Source organism: Geotalea uraniireducens (genome assembly GCF_027943965.1).
Classification (GTDB): Bacteria; Desulfobacterota; Desulfuromonadia; order Geobacterales; family Geobacteraceae; genus Geobacter; species Geobacter uraniireducens.
The window spans coordinates 3,327,871-3,353,973 of record NZ_AP027151.1 but is presented as its reverse complement, the minus strand read 5'-3'; the positions used below and the strand labels follow the sequence as shown (position 1 = coordinate 3,353,973).

Below are 26,103 nucleotides of genomic sequence, written 5' to 3'. Positions count from 1 at the left end.
CGTGGCATCGCCCCGGCTTTATTGCAGTTGTTCTTTCTTGCGCAGCAGGCGGGTGATGAGGAGGGTGTGGCGGAAGCCGTGGGTCGCACTCTTCTTGCGGATTACTTCGCGCACCGACATCAGTTCTCGCAGCAGCGCTTCGCCGTTTTTCACCAGGTGGCGTGCCCGCTGGTCCTGGCGGGCATAGGGGGCGAGGAGGGCCAATGCCTCCGCCAGCCTCCGCCCGGCAACGACCTGATCCTTGAAGCTCGAGAACTGTCCGCTGTCCAGGCGTTCCCGGGCCGCTGCGAGCTCACCCTCGAAATAGCTGAGAACCTTGTTGTAGAAAGTGTCGATGCCCATCTCTAGCCGTTTTTCTCCTCAGGACGACGTTTTCCCGCGTTTGTACTCTCTTCGGCCGCCGGCCGCATTTCTTTAACCATTTCCCGCTACGGTTTTGCCGGTCGGCGCAAAAATGGTTTCATATCGGCAACATTTTGAATTCCGGTTGACATTTGAGTGAGAACAGTTGTATTAATACGTGCTAATTCGTTGACCGGTTTCGCCAAAAGGCTACCGGCGCGGGATATCCTGCCGGCGTCCGGCGGGGCGTACCGAAAGCGGAGAATCTCAGGGAAAGAGGAAACGGATGATGAGACAGGGAAACAGCAGGTTCTTGAACAACTCGATCGGAATCGTCCTGACAGCGTTGGCTGTGCTGCTCGGCACAGCGCTGGTGGCGTCGGCAGCCACCGGCGAGAAAACGGCGCGACAGCCGGTAGCCACGGTCCAGATTCCGCCACAGCCCGCGCTCTATGCCAGCGAACCGCCGCCGCTCACCGTCACCCAGTGCGGCCAGTGCCATCCCGGTGTTTTCCGGGACATCAAGAACGATGGTGGCCGACATACCTTCCAATGCCAAGAGTGCCACAAGAGTTTCCATAGCTACAGTCCGGTCAAAAACAACTGGGCGGCGAGCATGCCCAAGTGTGCCAGCTGCCATTCGGGGCCGTCGGTTCCCCACGTGCAGATCTTTACCAACTGTGCCGAGTGCCACGTCAATCCCCACGCCATTCTCAAGGTGCCGATGACTGCCAAGCTGCTCAATTCCTGCGCCACCTGCCATGCCGGCCCGCCGGAGCAGCTCCGCAAGTTCCCGAGCAAGCATACGAACCTCTCCTGTGCGGATTGCCATACTTCCCACGGCTTCATACCCTCCTGCAACATGTGCCACAAGCCCCATTACGAAGGGCAGGATTTCAAGGGATGCGCCAGTGAATGCCATCCGGTGCACATGCCGAAGCAGATCAGCTACAAAAAGGATGTGGGGGCGCGGACCTGCGGTTCCTGCCATGCGAAGATCTATGCTGTCTGGAGCACGACCCCCAGCCGCCATGGCAAAGTCAACTGTGCGGCCTGCCACACCAAACACGGCTCTATTCCCCAATGCACCGAATGTCATGGTCTGCCGCACAGCAAGCAGCTCCATGAGCGTTTCCCCAAATGCCTGACCTGTCACCAGGATGCCCATAATCCGCCGGTGCGTCAGCGGTAGTCCGGCGCCGCCCTCCCCCCGCGGGGAGGGCGGTATTCCCGATCTTGTTTCCATGTATTATGACGAAGGGGGAAAGCGTGCGGCTTTCTCGTGGCGTATTCCATATCTGTACGCTTGCAGCGGGACTGTTGTCGCTGCCGGCTGTCGGCGGGGCTGTGGATCTCGGGATCACCTCCGATACCATTGTCCGTCATCTCGAACGGGACGATCGGAATGGCATCAGCCGTTCCCTTTTGCCGGCCTATGAATTTTTCCGTTTCGATTACGGTAAACTGCGCACGCCGGGGCTGTCTCTCCATGCCTACGGCTGGGGGCGGGTCAACCTCGAAGACAATTACTACAATCACACCACTGCCGGCGAACTGCTCTATGCCTACCTCGAATATCTCGATCCGGCACGGGATTACCAACTGCGCCTCGGTCGCCAGTACATCTTCGAGGGGGTGACGAAGGAGAGCATCGACGGTGTCTACGGCAAGACCGACCTCATTCCGTCGGTGACCGTGTCAGCCTATAGCGGCTTTCCGGTCAATCTGGACGACACCAACGGCCGTAGTGGCGACCTGATCGCCGGTTGCCGGGTCGCCCAGGGGATCCCGGGGTACTACGACATCGCAGTATCGTACAAAAATGTCAGGAATGACGGCAAGGCGGACGAAGAACTGCTGGGGACCGACGTTACCCTGATGCTGCCGGGCAATATCACCGTTCTCGGCCATTCGACCCGCAATCTGTTGACCGGCGGCTGGGGGGAACACTCCTACGAGCTGCGGGTCCCGTTCCGCTCGTTCGAGGTCCGGCCGTTCTATCAACATTACGAGTATGACAGCTTCCTCAACAAGAATGCCGGCGGCTCCTCGCCGTTTCGCTTTCTTGCCACCTCGGGCGACGAGATGACGGTCGTCGGGAGCGAGGCGTTCTGGTACCCGGTCGAATCCATCGAAGTGGGGGCGCGCTACAAGCATTACGAGTATGATCCGCGTTTCGGCCGGTCCAATATGTACACGGTGCTGGCCACGGTGCGCCGGCAGATTTTCTCCGAAGTGGGTGCGGAGTTCGGCCGGGTCGAAGGGGACCTCTCTGAAAACCGTTACTATTACGGCCGCGCATACATTTATGCGGATTTCAGGCGGCTGTTCGTTACCGGCGATGTGGTCTACGCCCGCTATGATGAGGCCATCTACCGTAAGGACGGGGCACTGTTCGCCTCCGTCGGTCTCGGCGGGAAGGTGCTTGACCCGTCGTTCAAGCTCAAGTTCTCGGTCGATTACAGCGACGATCCCTATTTCGACAAGGATTATCGCGGCACGCTGGTCGCGTCCTATTCATTCGGCAATTGAACGCGCCGCGGCGGGACTGCCGCGCTGGAGTCAGCAAGATGAATCAAGAAAAGATGGTTACGGTAGTGGGGATGCTGGTGCTGGCATCGGTGCTGCTGGCGGGGTGCGCGCTGCCCGAGCGCTACCGGCTGCCGGTAAAGCATCCGCCAATTTATGAGCTGGGCGAACGACGGGAGTTCTGTACCAAGTGCCACGGTTTCAAGAAACAGCCGATCGACTTCGAACGCTACAATCATACCCTGCTGTTCACCGATTCCCATCGCCTGGTAGCCTACCAGGATCAGCGGGTCTGCGCCCTCTGCCACGAGCAGAGCTTCTGTAATGACTGCCACGTCACCCATACCGAACTCAAGCCGTCCCTGAAGAACGAAACCGAGAACTACCGGCGAATGCAGCACCGCGGCGAATACCTGTCGCGGCACCGGATCGACGGCCGTCTCGATCCGACCTCCTGTTTCCGTTGCCACGGCAATCCCCAGTCGGCCCAAACCTGCGCCGGTGCCACCTGTCATGGCAATTAGCCGCAGAAAACGAGGGCGCGAAATGACCTGGCTCAATCGATTGGCAAGAATAGCGCTTTCCGCCCTGCCGCTCGTCCTGCTCGGCGGGTGCGGCGGCAATTCGGCGAACTCCGATGCTCCGGCGGCGGTGGCGGCCCACACCACCACCTGGGTTACCTATCATCGCAGCCCGATGTACGAGGGGTTCTCACAGAAGAGCTCGGAAGCGCTTATCGAATGCAAAGTCTGTCATGGCACCAACCTACTGGGCGCTTCGGATGGCATGGCTGCGCCAGCGTGTCTTGATTGTCATATTCTTGACCCGAGCCAGTATCCTGTTATGTGTTATTCTTGTCATGGCGGCCTGCCGAATGCCGTCCTCCCCTTCGACCAGTGGCTGGCAGCCAATGCCGCGTCGCGGAACGGGCGGCCGATCAACCAGCAGTTCATCGACGAGGTGAGGACCACGGGGATTCATCTCAAGCATGATGCCATCCCGCTGGTCGACCGGAACTCCGAGGACAAATGCCGCTATTGCCACGGCGGTTCGCCAGCCGTTCCCGATCGGCACCATAGCCTCGGGATAACCTGTCTGGACTTCATGGGCGGATGCCATCCCTCCAGCTATGATCCGAACGTCGGTTTCACCTTTGAAATCGAGCGCGATTGCACGGTGTGCCACACGGGGCTCCCCTAGCGGCACCGGGGCCGGGCGGCCGGAGTCGACCGGCAGCGGCACCCGGGCATGGAATGTGCTTTCGAAACGATGGAAATCAAGTCTCCGCCAGAGGGTACCGTCATGATGGCAGAATCCCAATCTCGTGAGCAGGTAAACGGTTTCGAAGGAGCGGTCGCCGGGCTTCCCCTCACGGATGTCATCCAGCTGAAGGGGCAAAACCGTTTTTCCGGCTGTATTTCGGTGGAGTATCAGCAGAAGCAGGGGATGATCTTCTTCCGCGACGGCGAGATCATCCATGCCGAGCAGGGGGGGGCGAGCGGCAACCAGGCCCTTTACCAAATTATCTGCTGGCCGGGGGGCCGATTCGCGATCCAGCCCAAGGTAACCACCACGGGACGCACCATTCAGCAAAGCATCAGCTACCTGTTGCTGGAGGCTCACCGGCTGATGGACGAAGCGCGGGCGGGGATCGCCCCGGCCGACGGCTCGGCTGAAGAGACCGGGAAAACCGGTTCGCGGCGGATGAGTAAAATCGCGGAACGGTTGCTCCAAATCGCGGGGGTAGCCTACGCTGTTCTAATGAAAAATGACGGAACGCCGGTCGAGGACGACAGCTTCGAAGCCGAGGCGCTGGCCGGCAAGGGGCTTGGGATTGCCAGCACGGGGAACCGGCTCGGCGAAGTGTTCGGACTCGGCGAGCTCAAGTCGGCGGCCGTTCAGGCCAAGGCGACGCAGTTGCTGGTGTTCGAGGCGAAAAACCATTACATATCCATCGCCGTGCGGGGGGAAAGCGCGCTGGCCCAGGTGGAAGCCGATATCCGCTCGACCTTTACGGCGAAGAAATAGCATCCTGTCCGGCGGGACGGGCTGTTGGCGCCGGTGGCGCCATGCCCGGCCGTGGCGGTTGGCTGCGATCTGTGGAGAATAGTTTGATGGAGGAAGTTCTTCAGCATCTGAATGCGGTCCAGGGGGTTATCGGCAGTTTCGTCTGCGATGACAGCGGCGAACTGCTCGCATATTCGTTCCCGCCGCTCTTCGACGTGTCGATCATCCGTCGCGCGGCTGCCCAGGTGGTCGCCCAGCAGGGGGGATTGCGCACGGCGGCCGGCACGGCCGAACTGGCAGACCTTCGTTATGCCGATGGCCGGATCCTGGTCAAGCCGTTGCAGGAAGCGTTTTTGCTCCTCCTCTGCACCAAGTCGGTCAATCTGCAGGTTCTCAATATTTCCCTCAACGTGGCGAAAGGGAAGATCGAGGCGCTGCTTCCGTCGACCCAGCCGGCTGCTGCCGCCGTCCCCGCTTCTGGCGGGACAGTGCCAAGCGGGGGGCTTTCCCTGCCGGCCTGCCATCTCGAAGATTCCACCATCGGCAGCTCGTTTGAGCAGTTCGGTATGGCCGCCCTGACGCAGACCACGGCCCATCAGATCAGCAACCATTTTGCCAGCGGGCCGCTCAAGAAGCTGAAGCTGACCCACCAGACAACCGGGGTGTCAGGAGTGTTCCCGGTGATGGTTGTTAATGAAAATGATGCGTCCTACGACGGCAAAATCATTCTCTGCAAGGCGATCGAAAAGAAGCTCAAGACCGGCTCCGGCGATCTGCTGACGGTTGAAATTCCCTAGTCCGGCGTCGCCCGGCACGATCTCCACCCCTCCTCTCCCTGAATCCTTCCCGCCGCTCCGCCCCTTGGGGGTCCGTTTGTTTGCCTTTGAAGGAAAAACGTGTAAAGTGTACTATACTTCCGCCTGCGGCTGGCATCCGCCGCTCTCCCCGGGATCGATCCCCCGCCGGGGCGGCCGGGCCGGCCCCGCGCGAGCGCCAGCAGTTTTCTGGAGAAGGTCTCATGTTTGTCATCGATCCGTCGCTTACCACTATCAAGGCCGGCGAGTCGGACGTCGTTGCGATCCATCGATCCACGGAAGCCGTGGCCGTTTCGGCCGGCGAGCCCACGGCGCGTCTGAGTTACGCCTATGTCTGTGCCATCCGGGAAGGCGAGACGACCATGGTCTATCTGGCGCTCGAACAGACCGAACGGAAAAAGACCCTCGTGTACCGTCCCGATCAGCTGCCCAAGGAGGGGGCGCTGGAACAGTCCCTGTTGCGGGAAGCGCTCGATCTGGCCGCTTCGCTAGGCTTTGCCATGCAGGAGATCAATCTCAACTACAGCAAGGCGATGCGGGAAGTCGTCATTCGGGATATCCACGTGATCAGCCGGCCTTCCGCCGATCTGCCCATGCCGGAACCACCGGCGGTAGCGGCGAAGGAACGGGGTGGCGCTGCAAAAGAGGCGCCGGAACCTGCCGCGGCCGATATCCCCGCGTCGGCAGCGCCGGCCGGCGCTCCTGCTCCCGAGTCCGCAGCGGCCGGCCGCCGGAAGGGCGCGGCGGAACCTTCGCCAGCCGCCAGCCTCGAAGTGGAAGCCGAGCGACTGGCGGCGGAACGGAAGCGGCTGGAGGAGGAGTCTGCCGCCGCGAAGGCCGCGCTGCAGTCGAAGATCGAACGACTGTCGGCCGAGAACGAGGAGCTCCGGCGTTCCCAGACGGCGGCGGCAGCGACGCTCAAGAACCAACTGAAAGGGCTTGCCGACGAGAAACAACGGCTTGAGAGCTCCGGTGCCGAGCAGCTTGCGGCCCTGAAGGAAGAGCTGGCCCGGCTCCGGCAGGAAGTGAAGGATCGTGAGGCGGCTGCTGCGCCGGAGGTGGCGTCCCTCAAGGCTGACCTGTCCGCCCTGGCTGCCGAAAAAGAGCATGCCAGCGAACTGGCGATGCGGCAGCAGAGTGATCTGCGGGCCGAGCTCAAACGGGTCGCCGCCGAGAAAAAGCAGGTCGAACGGCAGGCGGAAGAGCAGCTGGCAGCACTCCGGGCTGAGCGTGACGAACTGGCGGCGGCCCAGACGGCGGCGGCGGCCGCGACCGCCGAGCAGGCCGGAAAACTCGAAGACGAAATTGCCCGCTTGACCCAGCAAACGGCGGCGGGGGAGCAGGGTGCCGCCGAGCGGGTGCAGGCGCTGGAGGCCGAGATCGAACGGCTCGTTGCCGTCAAGGCGTCGATGGAACAGCGGGCCGAAATCGATCAGGCCGCCCTGCAGGAAACCGTTGCCCGGTTGAAAGCCGAGACCGCGGAGGCCCGGCAGCGGGCGGTCCGGGAATTGGCCCAGTTGGCGGTGGAGGCGGAACTGCTCGCCGCGGAAGGGACGGCAGTCGAGCGCTTTATTGCCAGCCACTCCGGGGGGGGAGCGGCGGAACTGCTGGCCCGGGCCGAAGCGGAAGTGGCGGCCCTGAAGGGTGAAGTCGGCAGACTGGCTGCCGAAAAGAGCCTTGCCGAGCAGAGCGCGGCAACCAGGATTGCCGCACTGCAGGCCGAACTCGAACGGCATGCCGGGGAGGGGGGCGCTGCGGCGAAATCCCGGCTGGCTCCCGCCGAGCCCGCTCCCTCTCCGCCGGCCGCCCGGAGAGCGGAGCCGGCGGCCGCTCCCGTCAGCACCGACAAGGGCGCTACCGCGCCGGAGTGGGAAGAAGAGGTTGACGCCGCGGTCGATGTGCTTGCCTCTGCCGAAGAGCCGCTCGCTTTTCCCGAGGGGGACGATGCGTTCGCGGGATTCGGTGACAGTGAACCGGCGGGGGATTTCGGCTCGCCCGCCCTCTTCCGCCTCGACAAGCATCTGACCTGTATCGAGTATGAACAGCCCGAAGATTTCATTGCCCTCCAGCATGCCCTGAACATGGTCAACATCTCCCCCGAAGGGCATCTGCCCCAGACCTGCGGCGCCTATATCTGCGCCCTGCGGCGGGGGGAGGCTTTCCTGGTGTACGTTGCCTGGCTGCTGACCGTCGACAAGAAAACCCTCGTTTATGCTCCCGACAGGCAACCGGAGAGTGAGACCGCCTGTCGGAAGGTGGTGCGCGACGCCGTTGCCTTCGTCGAAACCGTCGGCTTCATGATGGACGCGATCCGGTTGAGCAGCGATCCCGACAAGCGGCTGCGTGCCCTGGCAAAGGTGCCGGTGCTCTGCCGGAAAGAGTAGCGGTCTGTTCCCCGATAACCGTCCGGTAGTGTCGGCCGTTTTTCGGCAGCGGCCCACCGGGAAGGAGTCGCCGATGTCCCGTCGTTACCTCGTGCTGCCAATGCTCGGCCTGTTGTTGCTGCTCAACGGTTGTGCCTTCGTCAATGCCAATCTTGTCACCCCGGCCAGGCCCCTGGAGGAGACGACCCTGGAAGGCGAGGGGCGGGCGAAGCTTCTCCTCATCGACCTTACCGGCATCATCTCCGAGAAAGAGGAAGGGGGGGGGATCCTGGGCGGGAAGCGGCCGTCGATGGTCTCCCGGATCAAGGAGTCGCTACGGCGGGCGGAAAAAGATGACGACATCGCCGGGGTGATCCTGCGGATCAACTCGCCCGGCGGGACGGTCACCGCCAGCGATATCATCCATCATGAAGTGCAGCGGTTCCGGGAGCGGAAGAAGGTGCCGGTCTATGCCTGTATCGTCGGCATCGGCGCTTCGGGGGGGTATTACGTGGCCGCCGCCGCCGACCGGATCGTCGCCCATCCGACCGCCGTCACCGGCAGTATCGGCGTCCTGCTCCACTCCTTCAATGCCGAGGGGCTGCTCGGCAAGATCGGCGTTAGCGAGAAGACCATCAAGTCCGGCGACAAGAAGGATATCCTCTCCCCCTTCCGGCCGATGACCGCCGAGGAGCAGGCTCTCCTGCAGGACCTGATCGATCGCCTGTACGGCCGGTTCCTCGATACGGTGCTCGCCCGCCCCGGCAACCGGCTGACCCGGCCGGAACTGCTAAAGCTGGCCGACGGGCGGGTCTTTACCGCCGACCAGGCGCTGGCTGACGGGCTCATCGACCAGGTCGGCTACCTGGAGGATGCGATCGACGGGATGAAGAAGCAGCTCCATCTCGGCGAAGCGCGGGTGGTGAGCTACTACCGCCCCGGCAGCTACCAGGGGAGCATCTATGCCGGCGAGGCACAGCCCGGACCCGGCCTGGAGCTTCTCTCCGGCGACGGACTGCTCGGACTCCTTGCCGACACCGAGTTCCTCTACCTCTGGAAGTGGTGAAAACCGCTCTCCTTTTCCTGTTTACATAACGGCGTTTGTCCGTTAGAGTGGCGGGATATTTCACCGCATCAGATTCGATGCAAGGAGGATGAGTATGAAAGCGGTTCTGCTTGACGGCTTCGGCGGTCTGGAGGTGCTGAAAGTTGGGGAGGTCGACCGGCCGAAACCGGCGGAAGGCCAGGTGTTGGTGAAGGTGGTGGCGACGACCGTCAACCGCCCCGACCTGGTGCAGCGCGAAGGAAAGTACCCGCCCCCCCCGGGCGATTCGGAAATTCTCGGCCTCGAAGTGGCCGGTACCATCGAGGAACTTGGCCCGGGCGTTACCGGCTGGCAGGTGGGCGAGCGGGTCATGTCGCTGGTCGGCGGCGGCGGGTATGCGGAATACGCCGTGGCGTACGCCAGTCACCTGATGCGGATTCCCGACAGCATGAGTTTCGAAGAGGCGGCCTGCGTCTGCGAATCGTACATCACCGCCTTCCTCAACGTCTTCATGATCGGCGGCCTCAAGGACAACAACACCGTCATCCTCCATGGCGGCGGCGGCGGGGTGAATACCGCCGGTGTCCAGCTCTGCAAGGCGCTGGTGCCGAACACCAGAATCATCGTCACCGCGGCGCCGGAGAAGCTGGCGCGGGTCAAGGAGATCGGTGCCGACCTGGTGATCAATTTTCGCGAAACCCCCGATTTCTCCGAGACGGTCAAGGAGTTCACCAACAAGAAGGGGGTTGACGTGATCCTCGACCATGTCGGCGCCAAGTATCTGCAGCCGAACATGAACTCCCTCGCCTATGCCGGCCGGCTGGTGCTCATCGGCGTGATCAGCGGCATCAAGGCCGAGCTGAACCTGGCGCTGATGATGGTCAAGCGGCAGCAGATCATCGGCTCGGTGCTCCGCTCGCGGCCGGTCAAAGACAAGGGGGAGATCGTCGCCGAGTTCACCCGGACGGCGCTGCCGAAGTTCGCCGACCGGACGATCGTGCCGATCATCGAGAAGGTCTTCCCGCTCGACGAGGTGGTGGCGGCGCATCGGATGATGGAAGAGGACAAGCATTTCGGCAAAATCGTCCTGAAAATTCAATAACTGACGTAACCTGCCGGCCCCCTCGCCCCTGTCGACGAGGGGGCCGGTGCGTTCAGGAGGCGCGCCATGACGGCACTGCAAACGATCACGGATCTGGATCTGAAAAGCCTCAGCAATCGCCGCTTTCACCCCTCGCCAGTCGCCTGGGAGGACCAGGTACTCTATTTTCTGCTGCTCGACCGCTTTTCCGACGGCAACGAACAGGGCTATCGGGACAACCGGGGCCGGCCGGTCCGGAAGGGGACGACCCCCCGCTTTGCGCCAGCCGACGAAGGGAACGCCATCGGCAGTGCCGTCGACGCGGCAGCCTGGCGCGATGCCGGCGGCCGGTGGTGCGGCGGCACCCTGCGGGGGCTGACCGGCAAGATGGGCTATCTGCGGCGGCTCGGCATTACCGCCGTCTGGGTGAGCCCGCTGTTCCGGCAGGTCTCCTTTCAGTCGACCTACCACGGCTACGGTATCCAGAATTTCCTTGAGGTCGATCCGCATTTCGGCAGTCGCGACGACCTGCGGGAGATGGTCCGGGTCGCCCACGACAATGGCATCTACGTCATCCTCGATGTCATTCTCAACCATGCCGGCAACGTCTTTGCCTACGACCGCGAGCCTACCCCTTTCACCGGCGATGCGCTCTACCCGGTCAGCGGCTTCCGCGACGGGACCGGCCAGCCGTCGCTCCCCTTTGCGCCGCTCGATCCGGCCACGCAACCCGCGGCCTGGCCCGCCGGGGCGGTCTGGCCCCGGGAGCTGCAGGCGCCGGAATCGTTCACCCGCAAGGGGTTCATCCGGGATTGGGACCGCTATCTCGAATACCTGGACGGCGACTTCTTCGATCTGAAGGATCTCCATCTCGGGGCGGGCGATGCCGACACCTTCCAGCCGTCGCCGGCGCTGCTCACCCTCTGCGAGGTCTACAAGTACTGGATCGCCCTGACCGATCTCGACGGTTACCGGATCGACACGGTGAAGCACATGGGGGTGGGGGCGACCCGCTTTTTTGCCTCGACGATCCATGAATTTGCCCAGCGGCTCGGCAAGGAGAATTTCTACCTGATCGGCGAGATCACCGGCGGCCGGGTCAACGCCTTCGATACCCTGGAAACCACCGGCCTCGATGCCGCCCTCGGGGTGGACGACGTTCCGCTCCGGCTCGAAGATATGGTCAAGGGGCAGGCCGACCCGGCCGGCTACTTCGATCTCTTCCGCAATTCGCTCCTGGTGCGCAAGGAGTCCCACGCCTGGTTCCGCAACCGGGTGGTGACGATGATCGACGATCACGACCAGGTCTGCCGCGGCGCCAAGAAGGAACGTTTCTGCGCCGGTGCACCGAAGTGGCGCACGTTGGCCCTCAACGCCCTGGCCCTTAATGCTACCACCCTCGGCATTCCGTGCGTCTACTACGGTACCGAGCAGTGTTTCGACGGCGAGGGGGGCGACGACCGCTATCTGCGGGAATGCATGTTCGGCGGGCCGTTCGGCGCCTTTCGCAGCCGGGAGCGGCATTTCTTCGACGAGACCAATCCGGTCTACCGGGAATTTGCCCGTATTCTGGTCATCCGCAAGGAGCAACCGGCGCTCCGCCGCGGCCGCCAGTACCTGCGGGAGATTTCCGGCGACGGGGTGAATTTCGGCCTTCCCCACGAGATCGGCGGCGAACTGCGTTCGGTCGTCCCCTGGGCGCGGATCTTCGATAGCGAGGAACTGGTGCTGGCGATCAACACCGACCCGGACCAGCCCCGTCGCGCCTGGGTGGTGGTGGACGGTGGCCTGCACCGGGCCGGTGATCGGTTCGGCTGCCTCTATTCCACCGATCCGGCGCAACTGCGGCACAAGACGGCAGTCCGCCAGGCAACGGCGTACCTCAAGGCGATCGAGCTGACGGTCCCGGCGGCCGGCTTCATCGTTTATCGGCCATTGTGAGTATCGCCGGGGGGCGTTCGCTGCTTCACCCCGGGCGTCTTGGCTTCAATTTTGCTGCATCAACGGGCGGCAGGGAATTCACCTCGCGGAGGTGAGGGATGTGGAGCGATGATCTGACGCTGGGCATCGCCGAGATCGACAGCCAGCACAAGGCGCTGTTCGCGCAGTTGGCGCGACTGCTCGATGCCTGCGTTGCCGGTGGCGATCGGGACGAAACCCTGGCGATGCTCGCCTTCCTCGACGGTTACGTGGTAAGCCATTTCGCCAGTGAAGAGCAGCTGCAGGAGCATTTTGGCTATCCCGACTATCGGCAGCATCAGGCGGAACACCGGTACTTCCGGGAGCAGGTTGTCATCCTCGGGCGGGAATTGACCAGCGGTTCCCCGGGCCGGGATTTCACCCTCCGGGTCAACCGGCTGCTCATTGATTGGCTTCGGTCGCATATCCGAACTTCGGATCGGCTGGCGACCACTTTCCTGCTAAAGGAAATGCCGCGGGATGCCGATAATAGACAGTAACAGAGCGACGATTCACGTCAACGTCCGAACTAAAACAAATGCGGGGGAAGTAATGGCAGAGTTTCTCGATGTACCCAAAGATATGACGGTGGTGGAATCAATTCTGTCGAAAGAGCTGAAGAACGGTTTCATGGTCGACGTTCGCCTGGTCAAGAGGCCCCGGCAATATGAAGCCGCACTGTTTCTCAACGGTAAATACAAACCGGGCCCGCCGGTTCCCCGCCCTCTCGACAATCCTTCCGGCGAGTCGACCCACTGGATGGGGGTGCGACCGAGCGTCGGTTTTACTGCCGACGAGGCCGATTCGATCGCCAGCGAGGTAAAGGTGAAGAATATGCTCCATCATCTCAACTTCGTCGACAAGTGGGGCGTGATGGCGGATGACGATGATTATTGAGCATCACGTTCGAGTGAAATAACCGTCAAAGGGGTCGGGCAGTCATGCCGGCCCCTTTTCTGTTTGCCCGGGGCGATCAACGGTCCCGCCGGGCGGAGAATATTTTGGCGATGTGCTGGTAATCCTCCAGGACATCCATGTCGCGGGTGATCCCTTCGTCGGCGAGCGGCAGCAGCCGGACCATTTCCTGGTGGTTACCGATGATGTCTCTCAGGGTGGGGAGGGTGTCGATCATCGCCAGGAGCGCCCGGGGGAAAAGGGTGGGGTGTCCCTTCCTGCCATTGCGAACCGGAATGACGATGGCGTTGGGCTCGGCTTCGTGGGCTGTCGCCAAGGCGCGGTAGGATGCCGCGGTGACCAGCGGGTGGTCGGCAAGGGCGACGAGAATGCCGGTTGCCATTGGTCGGAGGTGGCGGAGGCCGGCCCGGACCGAGCCGGCCATCTCGCTCTCGGGGGTGTCGTTGTCGGCGAGCGTGATGGGAAAGGGGCGCAACGCCGCGACCAGCTCCCGGTTGGCCGGGTTGACCACTACCACGATCTCGTCGATGCCGGCGGCAGCAAGATTGTCCAGGCAGTGGGCGATGGCCGGCCGGTCACCCAGCGGCAGCAGTTGCTTGCAGGTCCCCATCCGCCGCGAGCTGCCGGCGGCGAGCAGGATCGCCGATACCGGCGGCGCCATGGGCCTTTCTCCTTTCGATGAGTTGGGCGACGATGCTGATGGCGATCTCCTCGGGCGTTTCGGCGCCGATGGCCAGCCCGACCGGGATAGTGATCCGGTCGATTTCCCTGGCCGGATATCCTTCTTCGGCCAGCGTCCGGCGCAGTACCTCCCGCTTGCGGGAGCTGCCGATCAGCCCGATGAATGCCGCCGGCGTGCCGAGCGCGCCCCTGGCTACTATAAAATCCTTCTCGGCGCTGGCGGTGGCAATGACGATGATGGTCCCGTCGGCGACCGGCAGCGATCCGAACAGCGCGCCGTAATCGACGAGCAGCGTTTCCTCTGCCGCCGGGATGCGGCCGGTAACGGCGAAATCGGCCCGGTCGTCGGCGACTGTCACCCGGTAGCCCGCTTGCTGGGCGGTGCGCGCCAGCGCCGCCCCGACATGGCCGGCGCCGGCGATAATCAGTCGGGGACGGATCGCCACTGGTTCCAGATAGACCACTACCCGGCCGCCGCAAAGGTGACCGTGCTGCTCGGTGAGGGTAATCGGCACGGTGCGCGGCATTCCGTCCCCCAACACGAGCCGGGCGGCGGCGATCGTCTCCTGCTCGACTCCGCCCCCGCCGACGCTGCCGCAGCTGGTCCCATCTTCCCGGACGAGCAGTTTGGCGCCCGCCTTGCGGGGGCTCGAACCGCTCGTTTCGACGATTGTCGCCAGTACCGCCGGAATCCCCGCCTCGGCTAGTCTGATCAGTTCCCGATAGATATCCAGGTCGTTCATCCGCGCTTCGTAGCCTCCTGCACTCGCTCCGGGGTCATCGGCAGCTCGCGCAGCCGAGCGCCGGTAGCGGCGAATACGGCGTTGGCCACCGCCGGGGCGATGGGGGGGACCCCCGGCTCGCCGATCCCGCCCGGCGCTTCGCCGCTGCTGACAATGTGGGTTTCCACGACCGGCATTTCCCGCAGCCGCAGCACCTGGTAGTCGTTGAAATTGTGCTGCTCGACCCGACCGTTCTTGAAGGTGATGGCGCTGTGCAGTGCTGCAGAGAGGCCAAAGGCGATTCCCGATTCCATCTGGGCAGCGATGATCTCGGGATTGACCAGCCGACCGCAGTCGACGGCGCAGACCACCCGGTGGACCCTGATCTCGCCGCGATTGCCGACCGACACTTCGGCGACTTGGGCGACGAAGCTGCCGAACGACTCGTGCACGGCAATTCCCCTGCTGCGGCCCGGCGGTAAAGGGGCGCCCCAACCGGCCTTGGCGGCCGCCAGGTCGAGCACGCCGCGGTGGCGGGGATGGCCGGCGAGCAACCCGCGCCGGTACTGGTACGGGTCCTGGCCGGCGGCGTGCGCCAGTTCGTCCAGGAAACTCTCAACGACAAAGGCGGTGAACGAATGGCCGACCGACCGCCACCAGAGGACCGGCACCCCGGTCGGCGCCATATGGTAATCGCAGTGGAAGTTCGGCACTTCGTACGGGGAATCGGCTGCCCCTTCGACGGAGGTGTCGTCGACCCCGTTTTTCACCATCGCCGCTTCAAAGGGGGAGCCGAGGGCGATCGACTGGCAGACGATCCGGTGCTTCCAGGCGATCGGCCGCCCTGCTTTGTCAAGGCCGGCAACCAGGGCGTTGTACGAGGCAGGCCGGTACCAGCCGCCGTGGATGTCGTCCTCGCGGGTCCAGACTACCTTGACCGGCCGGCCGACCGCTTTGGAAACCTGGACCGCCTCCCGGGTGAAATGGGAGTCGGGCACCGCCCGCCGGCCGAAGCCACCGCCGAGGAGCATGGTGCGCAGGTTGATCTTTTCCTTCGCCAAGCCGGTGATCTTTGCCGCCGCGTCCCGGTCGCCGGTCTGCATCTGGGTGCCGACCCAGATGTCGCAACCGTCGGGGCGGACACTCGCCACACAGTTAAGCGGCTCCATCGGCGCATGGGCCAGGTACGGCAGGGTGTAGACCGCTTCAAGCCGTTTCTCGGCCTTTTCCAGAGTGGCGTCGGCATCGCCCCGGCTGGCGGCCACGGCTCCCGGTTTTTTTGCCATCGCAGCGTATTGCTGTCGCTGGCGGTCGCTGTCAAGCTGGGCCAGGGGGCCTTCGTCCCACTGGATTTCCAGCGCCGCCCGCCCCTTGAGGGCCGTCGGCAGGGTGTCGGCCACCACCGCCACCCCGGTGTCGATCGGTACGACCCGCTGAATACCGGGAATTTTCAGCGCCCCGTCTTCCCGGATCCGGGTCGCCCGGGCGCCGAAGACCGGCGGCCGGGCGACTACGGCAGTGAGCATTCCCGGTAGGGTGACGTCGAGTCCGAACAGGGCGGTGCCGTGGACTTTGGCCGGGGTATCGAGCCGCGGCACCCGGGTGCCGATGACTTTGTACGCGGCGGGGGGCTTGAGCGTCACCTGTTTGGGCGGCATCAGCCGGGCGGCGGCCGTGGCGAGCGCCCCATAGGCGAGGCGCCGGCTGGTGGCGGGATGGATCACCCAGCCGTTCTCGGCACGGCAGTCGGCCGGTTTCACTCCCCATTCCGCGGCGGCTGCGGCAAGCAGCATTTCCCGGGCTGCGGCCCCGGCTTCGGCCAGTCGTTGCCATTCGGTCCGGACGCTGGTGCTGCCGCCGGTGACCTGTATCCCCCAGAGGGCGTGATTGTATGCGGGAGCTACCGGCGCCGGTTCGACCCGGATGATGGCCGGGTCGACCTCCAGCTCTTCGGCGACGATCATCGGCAGGGCGGTGTAGATCCCCTGGCCCATTTCCGATTTGTTATCGATGAAGGTTACCGAGCCGTCGGTGCCGATCCGGATGAAGGCGTTGGGGGCGAAGGTCCCGTCTGGCGGCTCGGTTGCCAGGGCGGTGCCGTGGGGGAGATAGAGCCCGAGGACCAGCCCGCCGCCGAGCACGGCGCCGGTTTTCAGAAAATCGCGGCGGCTCATGACCGTTTTGCTCTTCATAGGGCACCTCCCGACGGCCGTTTGCCGGCTGCCCGGTGGATTGCCTTTCTGATCCGCTGGTAGGTACCGCAGCGGCAGATGATCCCCGACATGGCATCGTCGATGGCGGTATCGTCCGGCTGGGGATTGGCCGCCAGCAGCGCCGTGGCCGCCATGATCTGCCCCGGTTGGCACCAGCCGCATTGGGGGACGTCTTCGGCGATCCAGGCTTCCTTCACCGGGTGGCTGTCCGGGATCCCTTCGATGGTTACCACCGCCTTGCCGGCGACGGCGGAGACCGGGGTGACACAGGAGCGGATCGCCCGGCCGTCCAGGTGAACGGTGCAGGCGCCGCAGAGGGCCTTGCCGCAGCCGAATTTGGTGCCGGTCAGCCCCAACTGCTCCCGGATTACCCAGAGCAGCGGCGTTTCCGGAGCGACATCGACCCGTTGCGGCTTGCCGTTGACGGTGAATTCGATCATCTTGTCTCTCCTCCTCCGGTTGCCGGAGCCCGGTGCGGCGAACCCGGGTGGCTAGCGGACGGTGAAGCTCGATTCGCGGACGTCTTTGGCCGTGGCGGTGCTGATGGTCGACGTTATCCGGTAGGTACCCTTTTTGGCGTCGGGCGGCAGGAAGATCGGGATAGTGGCGGTATAGGTGCCGCCGGTATGGGAGACCGTTGTCTGGGGATTGCCGACCAGGTCGCCTTCGTGGCGGATTTCCATCGCCTCGGTGACGGTGACCTGGCTGTCGTTGTTCGGCGCCAGCAGGGCGTAGGTGGTCTGGATGTCGATCTTGTCTCCCGGCCGGACGGTGGTCGGCGTGGTGGTGACATTCTCGATCCGGACCATCGTTCCCGACGAGGGCTGGAAGTTGTATTTGCTGGCCGTCTGTTCGGCGCTCAGCTTCTTGTCGACCGTATAGTTGCCGATCAGGCCGCCGACCAGTGCGCCGGCCAGGCCGCCGAGGACCGCCCCTTTGAGACCGGCGCCCTCCGGCGCGAGAATCGCCCCGGCCAGCGCGCCGGTGGCGGCGCCGATGCCGGCTCCCTTGGCCGCGCCTTGGTGTTCTTCCGGAACAGTAATGCAGCCGGTGAGGCCGCTCAGGGTGAAGGTTGCCAGGGTTAGCAGTGCGATTGCCGTTCGTTTCATGGGATTCCTCCGCGTGTAGAAGTGTCGTCCGCCGTCGGGTAGTACCGGAGGTGAGCGCAGCCGCGCCGGAGGTGGTACGGGAAGGGGGGCGAACATCATCGAAAGTATAGCGGGGGATAGGGCGAATGCAAATGAGGGGGTCAGGTGCTGACCAGGTTGCGGCCCCGGTTTTTTGCCCGGTACAGCGCCTGGTCGGCGGCTTTGACGACATCGGCTGGTCGGCGCAGGGGGCCGCCGCTTTCGGCGACGCCGATGCTGACGGTTACCGAGACCGCGCCGCGGCTGCGGAGTGTGGCGGTGCGGCGTTTCATCCCCTCGCGCCGGGAATTGGGCCGGTCATCGCCGCGGAGCCGCATTTCGTAATCGGCGATGGTGCAGCGCAGCTCTTCCAAGTAGGCGACGACCTCATCCTTGGTCCGGCGCGGGAAGAGGATGGTGAACTCTTCGCCGCCGTAACGGAAGGCGCGGCCGCTGCCGCCGACGCTGCGGAGCTTGCCGGCCACCATCCGCAGTACCTGGTCGCCGACGTCGTGGCCGTAGGTATCGTTGAACTTCTTGAAATTGTCGACGTCAACCATGGCAACTGCGTAGTGGCGGCCGAGCCAGGTCAATTGTTCGTTGAGGGCGCGCCGCGACGGCAGGCCGGTCAGGTCGTCGCGGAAAGCCATGTTGTAAGAGTCCTTGAGAATGCCGAAGGAGAGGATGACGGCTGCTGCGGTCATGAACACCGGCGTGACGTGAGCGATGTCGAGGTGATTGGCGGCGACGGCAAAGGCCAGCAGCGCGCCGAGCAGGCTGCTGTCGATCGGCGATTGGCGACGGCAGGCGCAACTGGCAATGACCAGGGCGGCGATGCCGAGCACCGGCAGGGCCGTCTGGGGGAGGTGAAGGGTACCCGGGAGGCCGCCGGCGAAGAACCGCTGTCCCAAAAACTGCTGGGCCGCGACATGTCCCGGCTCGCTGAGCCAGCCGACCGCCAGGGCCTGGAGCACCAGGAAAACCAGGCGGAGCCGTCCCGCCACGGTGATGATTCCCCGTTCCCGCATCAGCGCCAGAAGGGCAAAGTTGAAGGGGACGAGGATGCAGAGCGCCTGGAAGAGGACGGTGGCGGTGATGCCGGCGGGGAGTGTCGGAAGGTGATTGCGGAACGTCCAGTAGGCGCCGGCGAGCAGTAGCAGGGCGAAAAAGGCGCGGCCCCGGTGAAAATGGATCGAGAGGATCATGCCGAGCGCCATGGCCGCATAGGGGAGCGAGGGGAGGAGTTGCTGTTCGCCGGCGGGGAGCGCGGCGGCCCGGGGCAACAGCCAGAAGGTGGCGGCCAGAAGAGCGGCGGGAATGACCAGTATGAAAATGCTCTTGGCGGAAAGGGTGTTCACCCGGCATCAGCTCCTTGCGAAGGTACTTGTTAGCTTTATCGGGCAAAAATGAGAAAGCTTTAGGAAATGGCCGGCGGCCGGTTATTCGCCGATGATCTTCACCAGCACCCGCTTCTTCCGCTTGCCGTCGAATTCGCCGTAGAAGAGCTGCTCCCACGGTCCCAGGTCGAGCTCGCCACCGGTAACCGCCACTACCACCTCCCGGCCCATGATTGTCCGCTTGAGGTGGGCGTCGGCATTGTCCTCGAAGCCATTGTGCCGGTACTGGCTGTAAGGTTTTTCCGGGGCCAGCCGCTCCAGCCACGTTTCGAAATCCTGGTGGAGCCCCGCTTCGTCGTCGTTGATGAAGACGCTGGCGGTGATGTGCATGGCGTTGCAGAGCAGGAGCCCTTCACGGATGCCGCTCTCCCGGAGGCAGTCGCGGACGGTCGGGGTGATATTGAGCAGTTGACGGCGCTGTTTTGTCTCGAACCAGAGCTCCTTGCGATAATGTTTCACGGTCTCCCTCCCGCTAGCGATCGATGTTTTCCTGGAAAAAAAGGCTCATGCCGTTCAGTTCCAGGGCTGCCAGGCTCCCCATGCCGGAACGGCCGGCATAAACGCAGCCGTTGTCGAGGACGATCCGGTCGCCGGCGAGTCCCGCGACGATGGTTTCCCGGGGGACGGGGGTGTGGCCGCCGATCAGCCGCCGGCCGCCGATCGACTCCTTGCGGACCTCCAGCGACCGGCTCCAGAGCATCGCCTCCCGGTCGGCGAAGGGATCGGCGAGCGCGAAGTTGAGGCTGGCATGGACCAGGACGTAGTCGGGCAATAAATAATAGAGGGGCAGTTCGCCGAGAAAACGGCGGTAACGGAGCGGGATTTCGCACGGGTCTTCGACCCCGAAACTCTGCAGGGTGGCATCGCCACCGTTCAGCATCCAGAGGCGGAACATGCCGCGGTCACGGCAGCCGTTGAGGAGCATCTCCTCGTGGTTGCCCCGTAGCGGATGGACGGCATAGCCCGCCCCGACCAGTTCCAGAAGCAGGTCCAGCACCTCGCGGCTGCGCGGGCCGCGGTCGATGTAGTCGCCGAGCAGGTAGAGCTCGTCGCCGCGCTGCAGCCGGAGAACCTTGCCGAGCAACCGGTCGAGGGTCCTGCTGCAACCATGAATGTCGGGGATGACGAAGCGACGGGGAGTATTGTCCGGCACGGGGCGGCCCTTTCGGTGAATACATTGATTTTGTGGATTTTTATAGCACGCGCCCCCCTCGCAAGTAAACGGTGAATATGGTACAGTTGGCGGTACGGCGGCAGACGGCGCCGTCATTTCCCGATGTTCCCGGAGTTGCCGATGTCCCTCTTCCTGGCGATGTTTTTCCTGATCTACGGCGGGACCCACGTCTACTTTTTCTACCGTGCCCGGGCGGCGTTCGGCTTCGGCGCCGTGGTGGCGGTCGCTCTGGCGCTGTTCCTGGCGGTGATGGCGGTCATGCCGCTGCTGGTCCGGATCACCGAGCGGCAAGGACTGGAAGGGATTGCCCGGTTCCTCGCCTGGAGCGGCTACTGCTGGATGGGGGTGTTGTTTTTCTTCTTCAGCAGCTCGCTGGCGATCGATTCCTACCATCTGGTTCTCAAGGCGGTGGCGCTGCTCAGCCACCGCGACCTGGCAGCCTTCCGGCTCTCCCCGCTCGGGGCGTTCCGGCTGGCGGCGCTCTACACCGTGGTGGTGACTGTTTACAGCGCTTTCGAGGCCCGCGACATCCGTACCGAACACCTGACGGTGCCGAGCGCCAAATTGCCGGCGGACGTGCCGCGGCTGCGGATCGTGCAGATTTCTGACGTCCACCTGGGACTGATCGTCCGGGAGGAGCTGCTGCAGCGGATCGTGACCAGCGTCCGGGCGGCCGGACCCGACATCCTCGTCTCCACCGGCGATCTGGTGGATGGGCAGATCAACAACCTGGCGAACCTGGTCGAACCGCTGGCGGAACTGCATCCCCGCTTCGGCAAGTATGCCGTCACCGGTAATCATGAGTATTATGCCGGCCCGGAGCAGGCCTTTGCGTTCACCCGCCGGGCCGGCTTCCGGCTGCTTCACGGCGAAGCGGCAACGGTGGCCGGCATCACCGTCGCCGGCGTCGACGATCCGGTGGCGGTCCGGCTCGGCCTCGCTCCGGCCGACCAGGAGCGGCGGCTGATGGCTACGCTCCCTCCGGAGCGGTTTACCCTGCTGCTCAAGCACCGTCCCCAGCTCGACTCTCCTCCCAGCCCCTTCGACCTGATGCTGTCGGGTCATGTCCACGGCGGCCAGCTCTTTCCCTTCGGACTGGTGGTCCGGCTCTCCTACCCGCTGATGAACGGCGTTCATCGTCTGGCCAATGGCGCCCTGCTGGCGGTCAGCCGGGGGACCGGCACCTGGGGGCCGCCGCTCCGCTTCCTCGCTCCTCCGGAAATCACTATTATCGATCTCCAGCGCACCCCGTGATTGCCATTGTTAACCGTTATAGTAGTGTGGGTTGACGATGGGCCGCCGGCTGTGATACAACCGGAACCACTATTCGACAAGGAGGATGCGGGTGTCGGGATCGATCGGCGAAGAACTGGCAGCATTGCGGCAGGACGGACTCTATCGTTCGCTGCGGCTGGTGGCGGGGAGCCAGGGGAGCCGGGTGGTGGTGGATGGCCGGGAAGTGCTGCTCCTTTGCTCCAACAACTACCTCGGGCTGGCCGATCATCCGCAGCTCAAGGCACGAGCGGTGGCGGCGGTGGAGCGTTACGGTACGTCCAGCGGCGCCTCGCGGCTCGTCTCGGGGACCATGGAGCTCCACGCCGAACTGGAGGCGCGCATCGCCCGCTTCAAAGGGACCGAGGCGGCACTCCTCTTCAATTCCGGCTATGCGGCCAACAGCGGCATCATCCCCGCCCTGGCGGGAAAAGGCGACCTGATCTTCTCCGATCGCCTCAACCACGCCAGTATCGTCGACGGTTCCCTCCTCTCCCGGGCCACCCTGGTCCGCTATCCGCACAATGACCTGGCCGCGCTCCGCCGGCTGCTGGCGAAACATCCGCCGACCGGGCGGCGGCTGATCGTCACCGACGGGGTCTTCAGCATGGACGGCGACCTGGCGCCGCTGGCGGAGCTGGTGGCGCTGAAGCGCGAGTTTGGCGCCCTGCTGATGGTTGACGATGCCCACGGCAGCGGCGTCCTCGGGGCGACCGGCCGGGGGAGCGCCGAGCTGCTCGGGGTAATGGACGGGGTGGATATCCACATGGGGACCCTCGGCAAGGCGTTCGGCAGTTACGGTGCCTACGCCGCCGCTTCCCGGGAGATCGTCGCCTATCTGGTCAACCGGGCGCGCAGTTTCATTTTTTCCACCTCGCTGCCGCCGGCGGTGCTGGCTGCTTCGCTGGCCGCCTTCGACGTGGTCGATTCGCCGGAAGGGGCGCGGCTGCGCCGGCAGCTGGCGGCCAACAGCGAGCGGTTCCGGGGCGCACTGGCCGCCGCCGGTTTCGACACCATGGGGAGTACGACCCAGATCGTCCCGCTCCGGGTCGGCGAGGCGGCACCGGCGATGGAATTTACCCGGCTGCTCCTGGCGGAAGGGTTCTTTGTCCAGGGGATTCGCCCGCCGACCGTCCCGGCGGGGACCTGCCGGCTCCGCTGCACCCTGATGGCGACCCACAGTCCCGACGATCTTGACCGGGCGGCGGCGGCCATTGTCCGGATCGGCCGGCAGCTGGGGGTGATCTGATGCCGCAGCTGACGACGGTGGGAGGGACAACGCTCCACTACGAAGAGGTGGGAGCGGGGGTGCCGGTGGTCCTGGTCCACGGCTGGGCGATGTCGGGGCGGGTCTGGGCATTCCAGCGCGAGCTCGGTGCCGCCTGCCGCCTGATTATGCTCGATCTGCGCGGCCACGGTGCCTCGTCGGCGCCGGCCGCCGGCTACGCCTTCGCCGATTTCGCCGCCGATATCGTTGCCCTCTTCGATCATCTGGAGCTGCGGCGCGCGGTGCTGCTCGGCTGGTCCCTCGGTGCCCAGTCGGTGCTGGAAGTCGAACGGACGCTGCGCGACCGGCTGGCTGGGCTGGTGCTGGTGGGGGGGACGCCGAGATTTGCCGCCGGCAACGCTTGGCCCCACGGGCTCCCCGCCAGCGAGGTCCGGGGATTGGCCCTTCGCCTCAGGCGTAATTACGAGGCAACGCTTGGCGAATTCTTCCAGCGGATGTTCGTCGCCGGGGAGTTGTCGCCGGCGGACAACCAGCGGCTCGTCCGGGAGATTGTCATGAACCGGCGCCATCCCGATCCGGCGGCGGTGGCAGCGGCGTTGACCACCCTGGCGGCGGGCGACCAGCGACCGCTGTTGGCGGGGGTTTCCTGCCCGGCGCTGGTACTGCACGGCGATCGGGACCCGATCTGCCTCCCCGGCGCCGGCCGGGCCCTTGCCGAGGGGCTCCCCGCCGGTCGGCTGGTGATGTTCCCCGGTCTGGGGCATGCGCCGTTTCTCTCCCGGCCGGAGCTGTTCAACCGACAGCTCGGCGATTTTATCCGCGAGGTTGCCGCCGATGATTGACCGGCGGCGGGTACGGGAGGCGTTCGATCGTCAGGCGATGGAGTACGATGCCCATGCTGCCGTGCAGAAACGGGTGGTGGCGCGGCTGTTGGAACTGCTCGCCGGGCGGGTGGGGGAGGCGCCGCGGGTCCTCGACGTGGGGAGCGGGACCGGAGAACTGGCCTGCCAGCTGGCCGATCGCCTGCATCCCGGCCGGCTGGCCTGCATCGATCTCGCCTTCGGCATGGCCCGGCAAACCCGGCACAAACTGGCGGCGACGGCCGGGACGCTGGTCGCCGTCGCCGATGCCGAGCAACTGCCGTTTCACGGCGGGGCCTTCGATCTGGTGGTTTCCGCTTCCACCTTCCAGTGGCTGACCACGCTGGAGGCGGCGTTCGCCGAGGCCCGGCGGGTACTGGTGCCCGGCGGCCGCTTCTGCTTCGCCCTGTTCGGTGCCGGAACGTTCCACGAGCTGAAGAGTGCCTATCGGGAAGCGTTGGCCGAAGTCGGACGGGAGTCGGAGGACCGGACCCAGCGTTTTTTCACCGCCCGCGAGGTGCGGCGTGCCCTGGAACGGAACGGCTTCCGGGTTGAATTGCTCGGCAGCGAGACGGAGACCGAGTACCATCCGGATGTGCCGGCCTTTCTCCGCTCGCTACGGCGGGTCGGTGCTGGCAATGCCTCGCCGGTCCGCGGCCGGGGGCTGGCTGAGCGGCGGGTGATGCAGGTGATGATGCGGCGTTACGCAGAGGAATTCGGCGGGCCGGCCGGCATTCCGGCCAGCTATGCGGTGATCTATGGGGTTGGGGTGATCGACCGGCCGACCGCTGCCCGGTGATGCACCGCTAGACCGCCTGCAGGACGAAACATTTGAGATAGTCGGTTTCCGGTACTGCCAGCAGCACCGGATGATCCGGCGCCTGCGAGCGGGCCGCGACCAGCCGCAGCTGCCGCCCCGCCTGCTGGGCGGCCCGCGCCAGCAACTCGCGGAACGGTTCCCGTCCCATGTGGTAGGAGCACGAGCAGGTGATCAGGTAACCCCCCGGGTTGAGCAGTTCCATTCCCCGCCGGTTGATGGTCAGGTATCCCTTTTCCGCTTCCTTCAGCGCTTTCTTGCTCTTGACGAACGCCGGCGGGTCGAGGACGACCACATCGAAGCGCCGCCCTTCGTGGCGGAAACTCCGCAGCCGCTCGAAGGCGTCGCAGGCTTCGACAGTCACCGCGTTCGCCACCCCGTTCAGCCGGGCGTTTTCCCGGGCCAGCGCGGCGGCCCGCTCCGAGATATCGACGCAGGTCACCGCCGCGGCCCCGTAGGCGGCGGCATGAACCCCCCAGCTGCCGGAATAGCAGAAGCAGTCGAGCACCTCTTTTCCCGCCACGATCCCCTGCAGCAGCAGATGATTCTCCTTCTGGTCGAGAAAATGTCCCGTTTTCTGCCCGCCGGTCAGATCGACCAGGAAGCGGAGGCCATGCTCGGTCACCGCAAGCTGGTCGGGGATGTCCCCGGCAAGAATTTCCACCGCTTCCGGCAGCCCTTCGAGGCTCCGGACCGCCACATCGTTACGGGCGACGATCCCCCGCGGGGCGAAAAGCTCGGTCAGCGCGGCGATCACCATCTCCCGCCGGGCGTCCATCCCGGCGGTGAGAAACTGGACCGACAGGTACTCTTCGTACTTGTCGACGATCAGGCCGGGGAGGAAATCGCCTTCCCCGAAGACCACCCGGTAGGTGGCCAACCCGGGATAGCGGCCCTGGCGCAGCTCATTGGCGCCCGCGATCCGCTGGCGGAAGAACTCAACGCTGTCGATCTCCTCGCGCTGGCGGCTGAGGAGGCGGGCGGCGATCAGCGACTGGGGGTTGTAGTGGCCGAGGCCGATAAAACCGCCGCCGGCATCATAGATTTCCGCGGTCGCACCGCGGAGCCGGTCGCCCTGCAGCTCGCGGATTTCGTTGCTGAAGATCCACGGGTGGCCGGCCTTGATCCGGCGATCCTCCCCCTTGCCGAGGGTGAGACGGATACGGTGTTCTTGCATGGGACGCTCCAAAAAAAATCCCCTCGGCAGGGAGGGGATTTGTACGTTTGAAATCAGGAACTACAGTGACGGGGATTAGCTGACCACTTCGATGAGCTTTTTTGCCAGCGGGTGGACGACGGTGTAATGAACCTCCACCCCTTCCCGCTTCCCTTCGATGATCCCCTTGTTCTTCAACAGCGCCAGATGCTGGGAAACGGTTGCCTGGGGAAGCCCCAGACATTCCCAGATATGCTTGACGTTGCATTCGCGGGTGCAGAGACCGGCGACGATCTTGAGGCGGACAGGATGGCCGAGCACCTTGAAAATTTCCGCTTCTTCATTGAAATTTCTGGTTTTATCGAATTCCATGAATCCTTCCCTGTGGCGATGCCGGGGG

General features: G+C 64.5%; 27 protein-coding genes. 16 read left to right on the top strand and 11 right to left on the bottom strand.

All coding sequences use genetic code 11. The annotated features are described in order from the left end of the window. Positions 1-18 precede the first annotated feature (18 nt). Positions 19-342 (bottom strand): hypothetical protein, encoded by a 324-nt coding sequence (locus QMN23_RS15675; protein WP_282000268.1) that lies wholly within the window; start codon positions 340-342, stop codon positions 19-21. A gap of 313 nt (positions 343-655) precedes the next feature. On the opposite strand from QMN23_RS15675, the gene QMN23_RS15670 reads away from it, so the two are divergent. From QMN23_RS15670 to QMN23_RS15615, 12 genes are all read left to right on the top strand, one after another. Next, positions 656-1,534, top strand: a complete 879-nt coding sequence (locus QMN23_RS15670; RefSeq protein ID WP_282000267.1) for a cytochrome C — start codon at positions 656-658, stop codon at positions 1,532-1,534. Positions 1,535-1,611: 77 nt separating this feature from the next. Beyond that, positions 1,612-2,874: a hypothetical protein gene (locus tag QMN23_RS15665; protein WP_282000266.1), complete on the top strand. Its 1,263-nt coding sequence runs from the start codon at positions 1,612-1,614 to the stop codon at positions 2,872-2,874. Between the two features lie 38 nt (positions 2,875-2,912). Beyond that, positions 2,913-3,395, top strand: a complete 483-nt coding sequence (locus tag QMN23_RS15660) for a cytochrome C (protein WP_282000265.1) — start codon at positions 2,913-2,915, stop codon at positions 3,393-3,395. Between the two features lie 22 nt (positions 3,396-3,417). Next, positions 3,418-4,071, top strand: a complete 654-nt coding sequence (locus tag QMN23_RS15655; protein WP_282000264.1) for a cytochrome C — start codon at positions 3,418-3,420, stop codon at positions 4,069-4,071. 102 nt (positions 4,072-4,173) lie between these two features. Then, positions 4,174-4,899, top strand: a complete 726-nt coding sequence (locus tag QMN23_RS15650; RefSeq protein WP_282000263.1) for a DUF4388 domain-containing protein — start codon at positions 4,174-4,176, stop codon at positions 4,897-4,899. 86 nt (positions 4,900-4,985) lie between these two features. After that, positions 4,986-5,675 carry a roadblock/LC7 domain-containing protein gene (locus QMN23_RS15645; RefSeq protein ID WP_282000262.1) on the top strand — a complete coding sequence of 230 codons (690 nt, stop codon included), beginning with the start codon at positions 4,986-4,988 and terminating at the stop codon, positions 5,673-5,675. A 221-nt stretch (positions 5,676-5,896) separates the two neighbouring features. Continuing rightward, a complete protein-coding gene (locus QMN23_RS15640; RefSeq protein WP_282000261.1) occupies positions 5,897-8,077 on the top strand; it encodes a hypothetical protein in 2,181 nt (726 codons plus the stop codon). A gap of 73 nt (positions 8,078-8,150) precedes the next feature. After that, positions 8,151-9,122, top strand: a complete 972-nt coding sequence (gene sppA / locus QMN23_RS15635; RefSeq protein ID WP_282000260.1) for a signal peptide peptidase SppA — start codon at positions 8,151-8,153, stop codon at positions 9,120-9,122. 94 nt (positions 9,123-9,216) lie between these two features. Next, a complete protein-coding gene (locus tag QMN23_RS15630) occupies positions 9,217-10,203 on the top strand; it encodes an NAD(P)H-quinone oxidoreductase (RefSeq protein WP_282000259.1) in 987 nt (328 codons plus the stop codon). Positions 10,204-10,269: 66 nt separating this feature from the next. Continuing rightward, positions 10,270-12,123, top strand: coding sequence for an alpha-amylase family glycosyl hydrolase (locus QMN23_RS15625; protein WP_282000258.1), 1,854 nt, complete (start codon positions 10,270-10,272; stop codon positions 12,121-12,123). A gap of 98 nt (positions 12,124-12,221) precedes the next feature. Then, on the top strand, positions 12,222-12,641 hold the full coding sequence (locus tag QMN23_RS15620) for a bacteriohemerythrin (RefSeq protein ID WP_282000257.1): 420 nt from the start codon (positions 12,222-12,224) through the stop codon (positions 12,639-12,641). A gap of 52 nt (positions 12,642-12,693) precedes the next feature. After that, entirely contained in the window at positions 12,694-13,038 is a 345-nt protein-coding gene (locus QMN23_RS15615; RefSeq protein WP_282000256.1) for a hypothetical protein, read from the top strand. 76 nt (positions 13,039-13,114) lie between these two features. Here QMN23_RS15615 and QMN23_RS15610 read toward each other — a convergent pair whose 3' ends face one another. The 8 genes from QMN23_RS15610 to QMN23_RS15575 all read right to left on the bottom strand — a co-directional run bounded on the left by QMN23_RS15610 (position 13,115) and on the right by QMN23_RS15575 (position 20,349). Beyond that, positions 13,115-13,717, bottom strand: a complete 603-nt coding sequence (locus QMN23_RS15610) for a nucleotidyltransferase family protein (protein WP_282000255.1) — start codon at positions 13,715-13,717, stop codon at positions 13,115-13,117. After that, complete coding sequence (locus QMN23_RS15605) at positions 13,632-14,480, bottom strand: XdhC family protein (protein WP_282000254.1); 849 nt, start codon at positions 14,478-14,480, stop codon at positions 13,632-13,634. Before QMN23_RS15605 ends, QMN23_RS15610 begins: the two co-directional genes overlap by 86 nt. Next, on the bottom strand, positions 14,477-16,651 hold the full coding sequence (locus QMN23_RS15600; RefSeq protein ID WP_282000253.1) for a xanthine dehydrogenase family protein molybdopterin-binding subunit: 2,175 nt from the start codon (positions 16,649-16,651) through the stop codon (positions 14,477-14,479). Before QMN23_RS15600 ends, QMN23_RS15605 begins: the two co-directional genes overlap by 4 nt. Then, on the bottom strand, positions 16,648-17,112 hold the full coding sequence (locus QMN23_RS15595; RefSeq protein ID WP_282000252.1) for a (2Fe-2S)-binding protein: 465 nt from the start codon (positions 17,110-17,112) through the stop codon (positions 16,648-16,650). The genes QMN23_RS15600 and QMN23_RS15595 overlap by 4 nt, the downstream gene beginning before the upstream one ends. A 51-nt stretch (positions 17,113-17,163) precedes the next feature. Continuing rightward, on the bottom strand, positions 17,164-17,781 hold the full coding sequence (locus QMN23_RS15590) for a YMGG-like glycine zipper-containing protein (RefSeq protein WP_282000251.1): 618 nt from the start codon (positions 17,779-17,781) through the stop codon (positions 17,164-17,166). Between the two features lie 140 nt (positions 17,782-17,921). Continuing rightward, positions 17,922-19,157, bottom strand: a complete 1,236-nt coding sequence (locus tag QMN23_RS15585) for a GGDEF domain-containing protein (RefSeq protein WP_282000250.1) — start codon at positions 19,155-19,157, stop codon at positions 17,922-17,924. An 81-nt stretch (positions 19,158-19,238) separates the two neighbouring features. Further along, complete coding sequence (locus tag QMN23_RS15580; RefSeq protein ID WP_282000249.1) at positions 19,239-19,655, bottom strand: secondary thiamine-phosphate synthase enzyme YjbQ; 417 nt, start codon at positions 19,653-19,655, stop codon at positions 19,239-19,241. A gap of 13 nt (positions 19,656-19,668) precedes the next feature. Further along, the gene (locus QMN23_RS15575; RefSeq protein ID WP_282000248.1) at positions 19,669-20,349 is read right to left on the bottom strand and encodes a metallophosphoesterase; all 681 of its coding nucleotides are present in this window, start codon (positions 20,347-20,349) and stop codon (positions 19,669-19,671) included. 141 nt (positions 20,350-20,490) lie between these two features. On the opposite strand from QMN23_RS15575, the gene QMN23_RS15570 reads away from it, so the two are divergent. The 4 genes from QMN23_RS15570 to QMN23_RS15555 all read left to right on the top strand — a co-directional run bounded on the left by QMN23_RS15570 (position 20,491) and on the right by QMN23_RS15555 (position 24,529). After that, entirely contained in the window at positions 20,491-21,624 is a 1,134-nt protein-coding gene (locus QMN23_RS15570; protein WP_282000247.1) for a metallophosphoesterase, read from the top strand. Positions 21,625-21,715: 91 nt separating this feature from the next. Continuing rightward, on the top strand, positions 21,716-22,891 hold the full coding sequence (bioF, locus tag QMN23_RS15565; protein ID WP_282000246.1) for an 8-amino-7-oxononanoate synthase: 1,176 nt from the start codon (positions 21,716-21,718) through the stop codon (positions 22,889-22,891). Next, positions 22,891-23,712, top strand: coding sequence for an alpha/beta fold hydrolase (locus QMN23_RS15560; RefSeq protein WP_282000245.1), 822 nt, complete (start codon positions 22,891-22,893; stop codon positions 23,710-23,712). The genes bioF and QMN23_RS15560 overlap by 1 nt, the downstream gene beginning before the upstream one ends. After that, positions 23,705-24,529 carry a methyltransferase domain-containing protein gene (locus tag QMN23_RS15555; RefSeq protein ID WP_282000244.1) on the top strand — a complete coding sequence of 275 codons (825 nt, stop codon included), beginning with the start codon at positions 23,705-23,707 and terminating at the stop codon, positions 24,527-24,529. The genes QMN23_RS15560 and QMN23_RS15555 overlap by 8 nt, the downstream gene beginning before the upstream one ends. A 7-nt stretch (positions 24,530-24,536) precedes the next feature. On the opposite strand, the gene QMN23_RS15550 is transcribed toward QMN23_RS15555, so the two are convergent. Further along, on the bottom strand, positions 24,537-25,724 hold the full coding sequence (locus QMN23_RS15550; RefSeq protein ID WP_282000243.1) for a class I SAM-dependent rRNA methyltransferase: 1,188 nt from the start codon (positions 25,722-25,724) through the stop codon (positions 24,537-24,539). A gap of 75 nt (positions 25,725-25,799) precedes the next feature. Continuing rightward, positions 25,800-26,075 (bottom strand): ArsR/SmtB family transcription factor, encoded by a 276-nt coding sequence (locus QMN23_RS15545; RefSeq protein ID WP_282000242.1) that lies wholly within the window; start codon positions 26,073-26,075, stop codon positions 25,800-25,802. Positions 26,076-26,103: the final 28 nt, after the last annotated feature.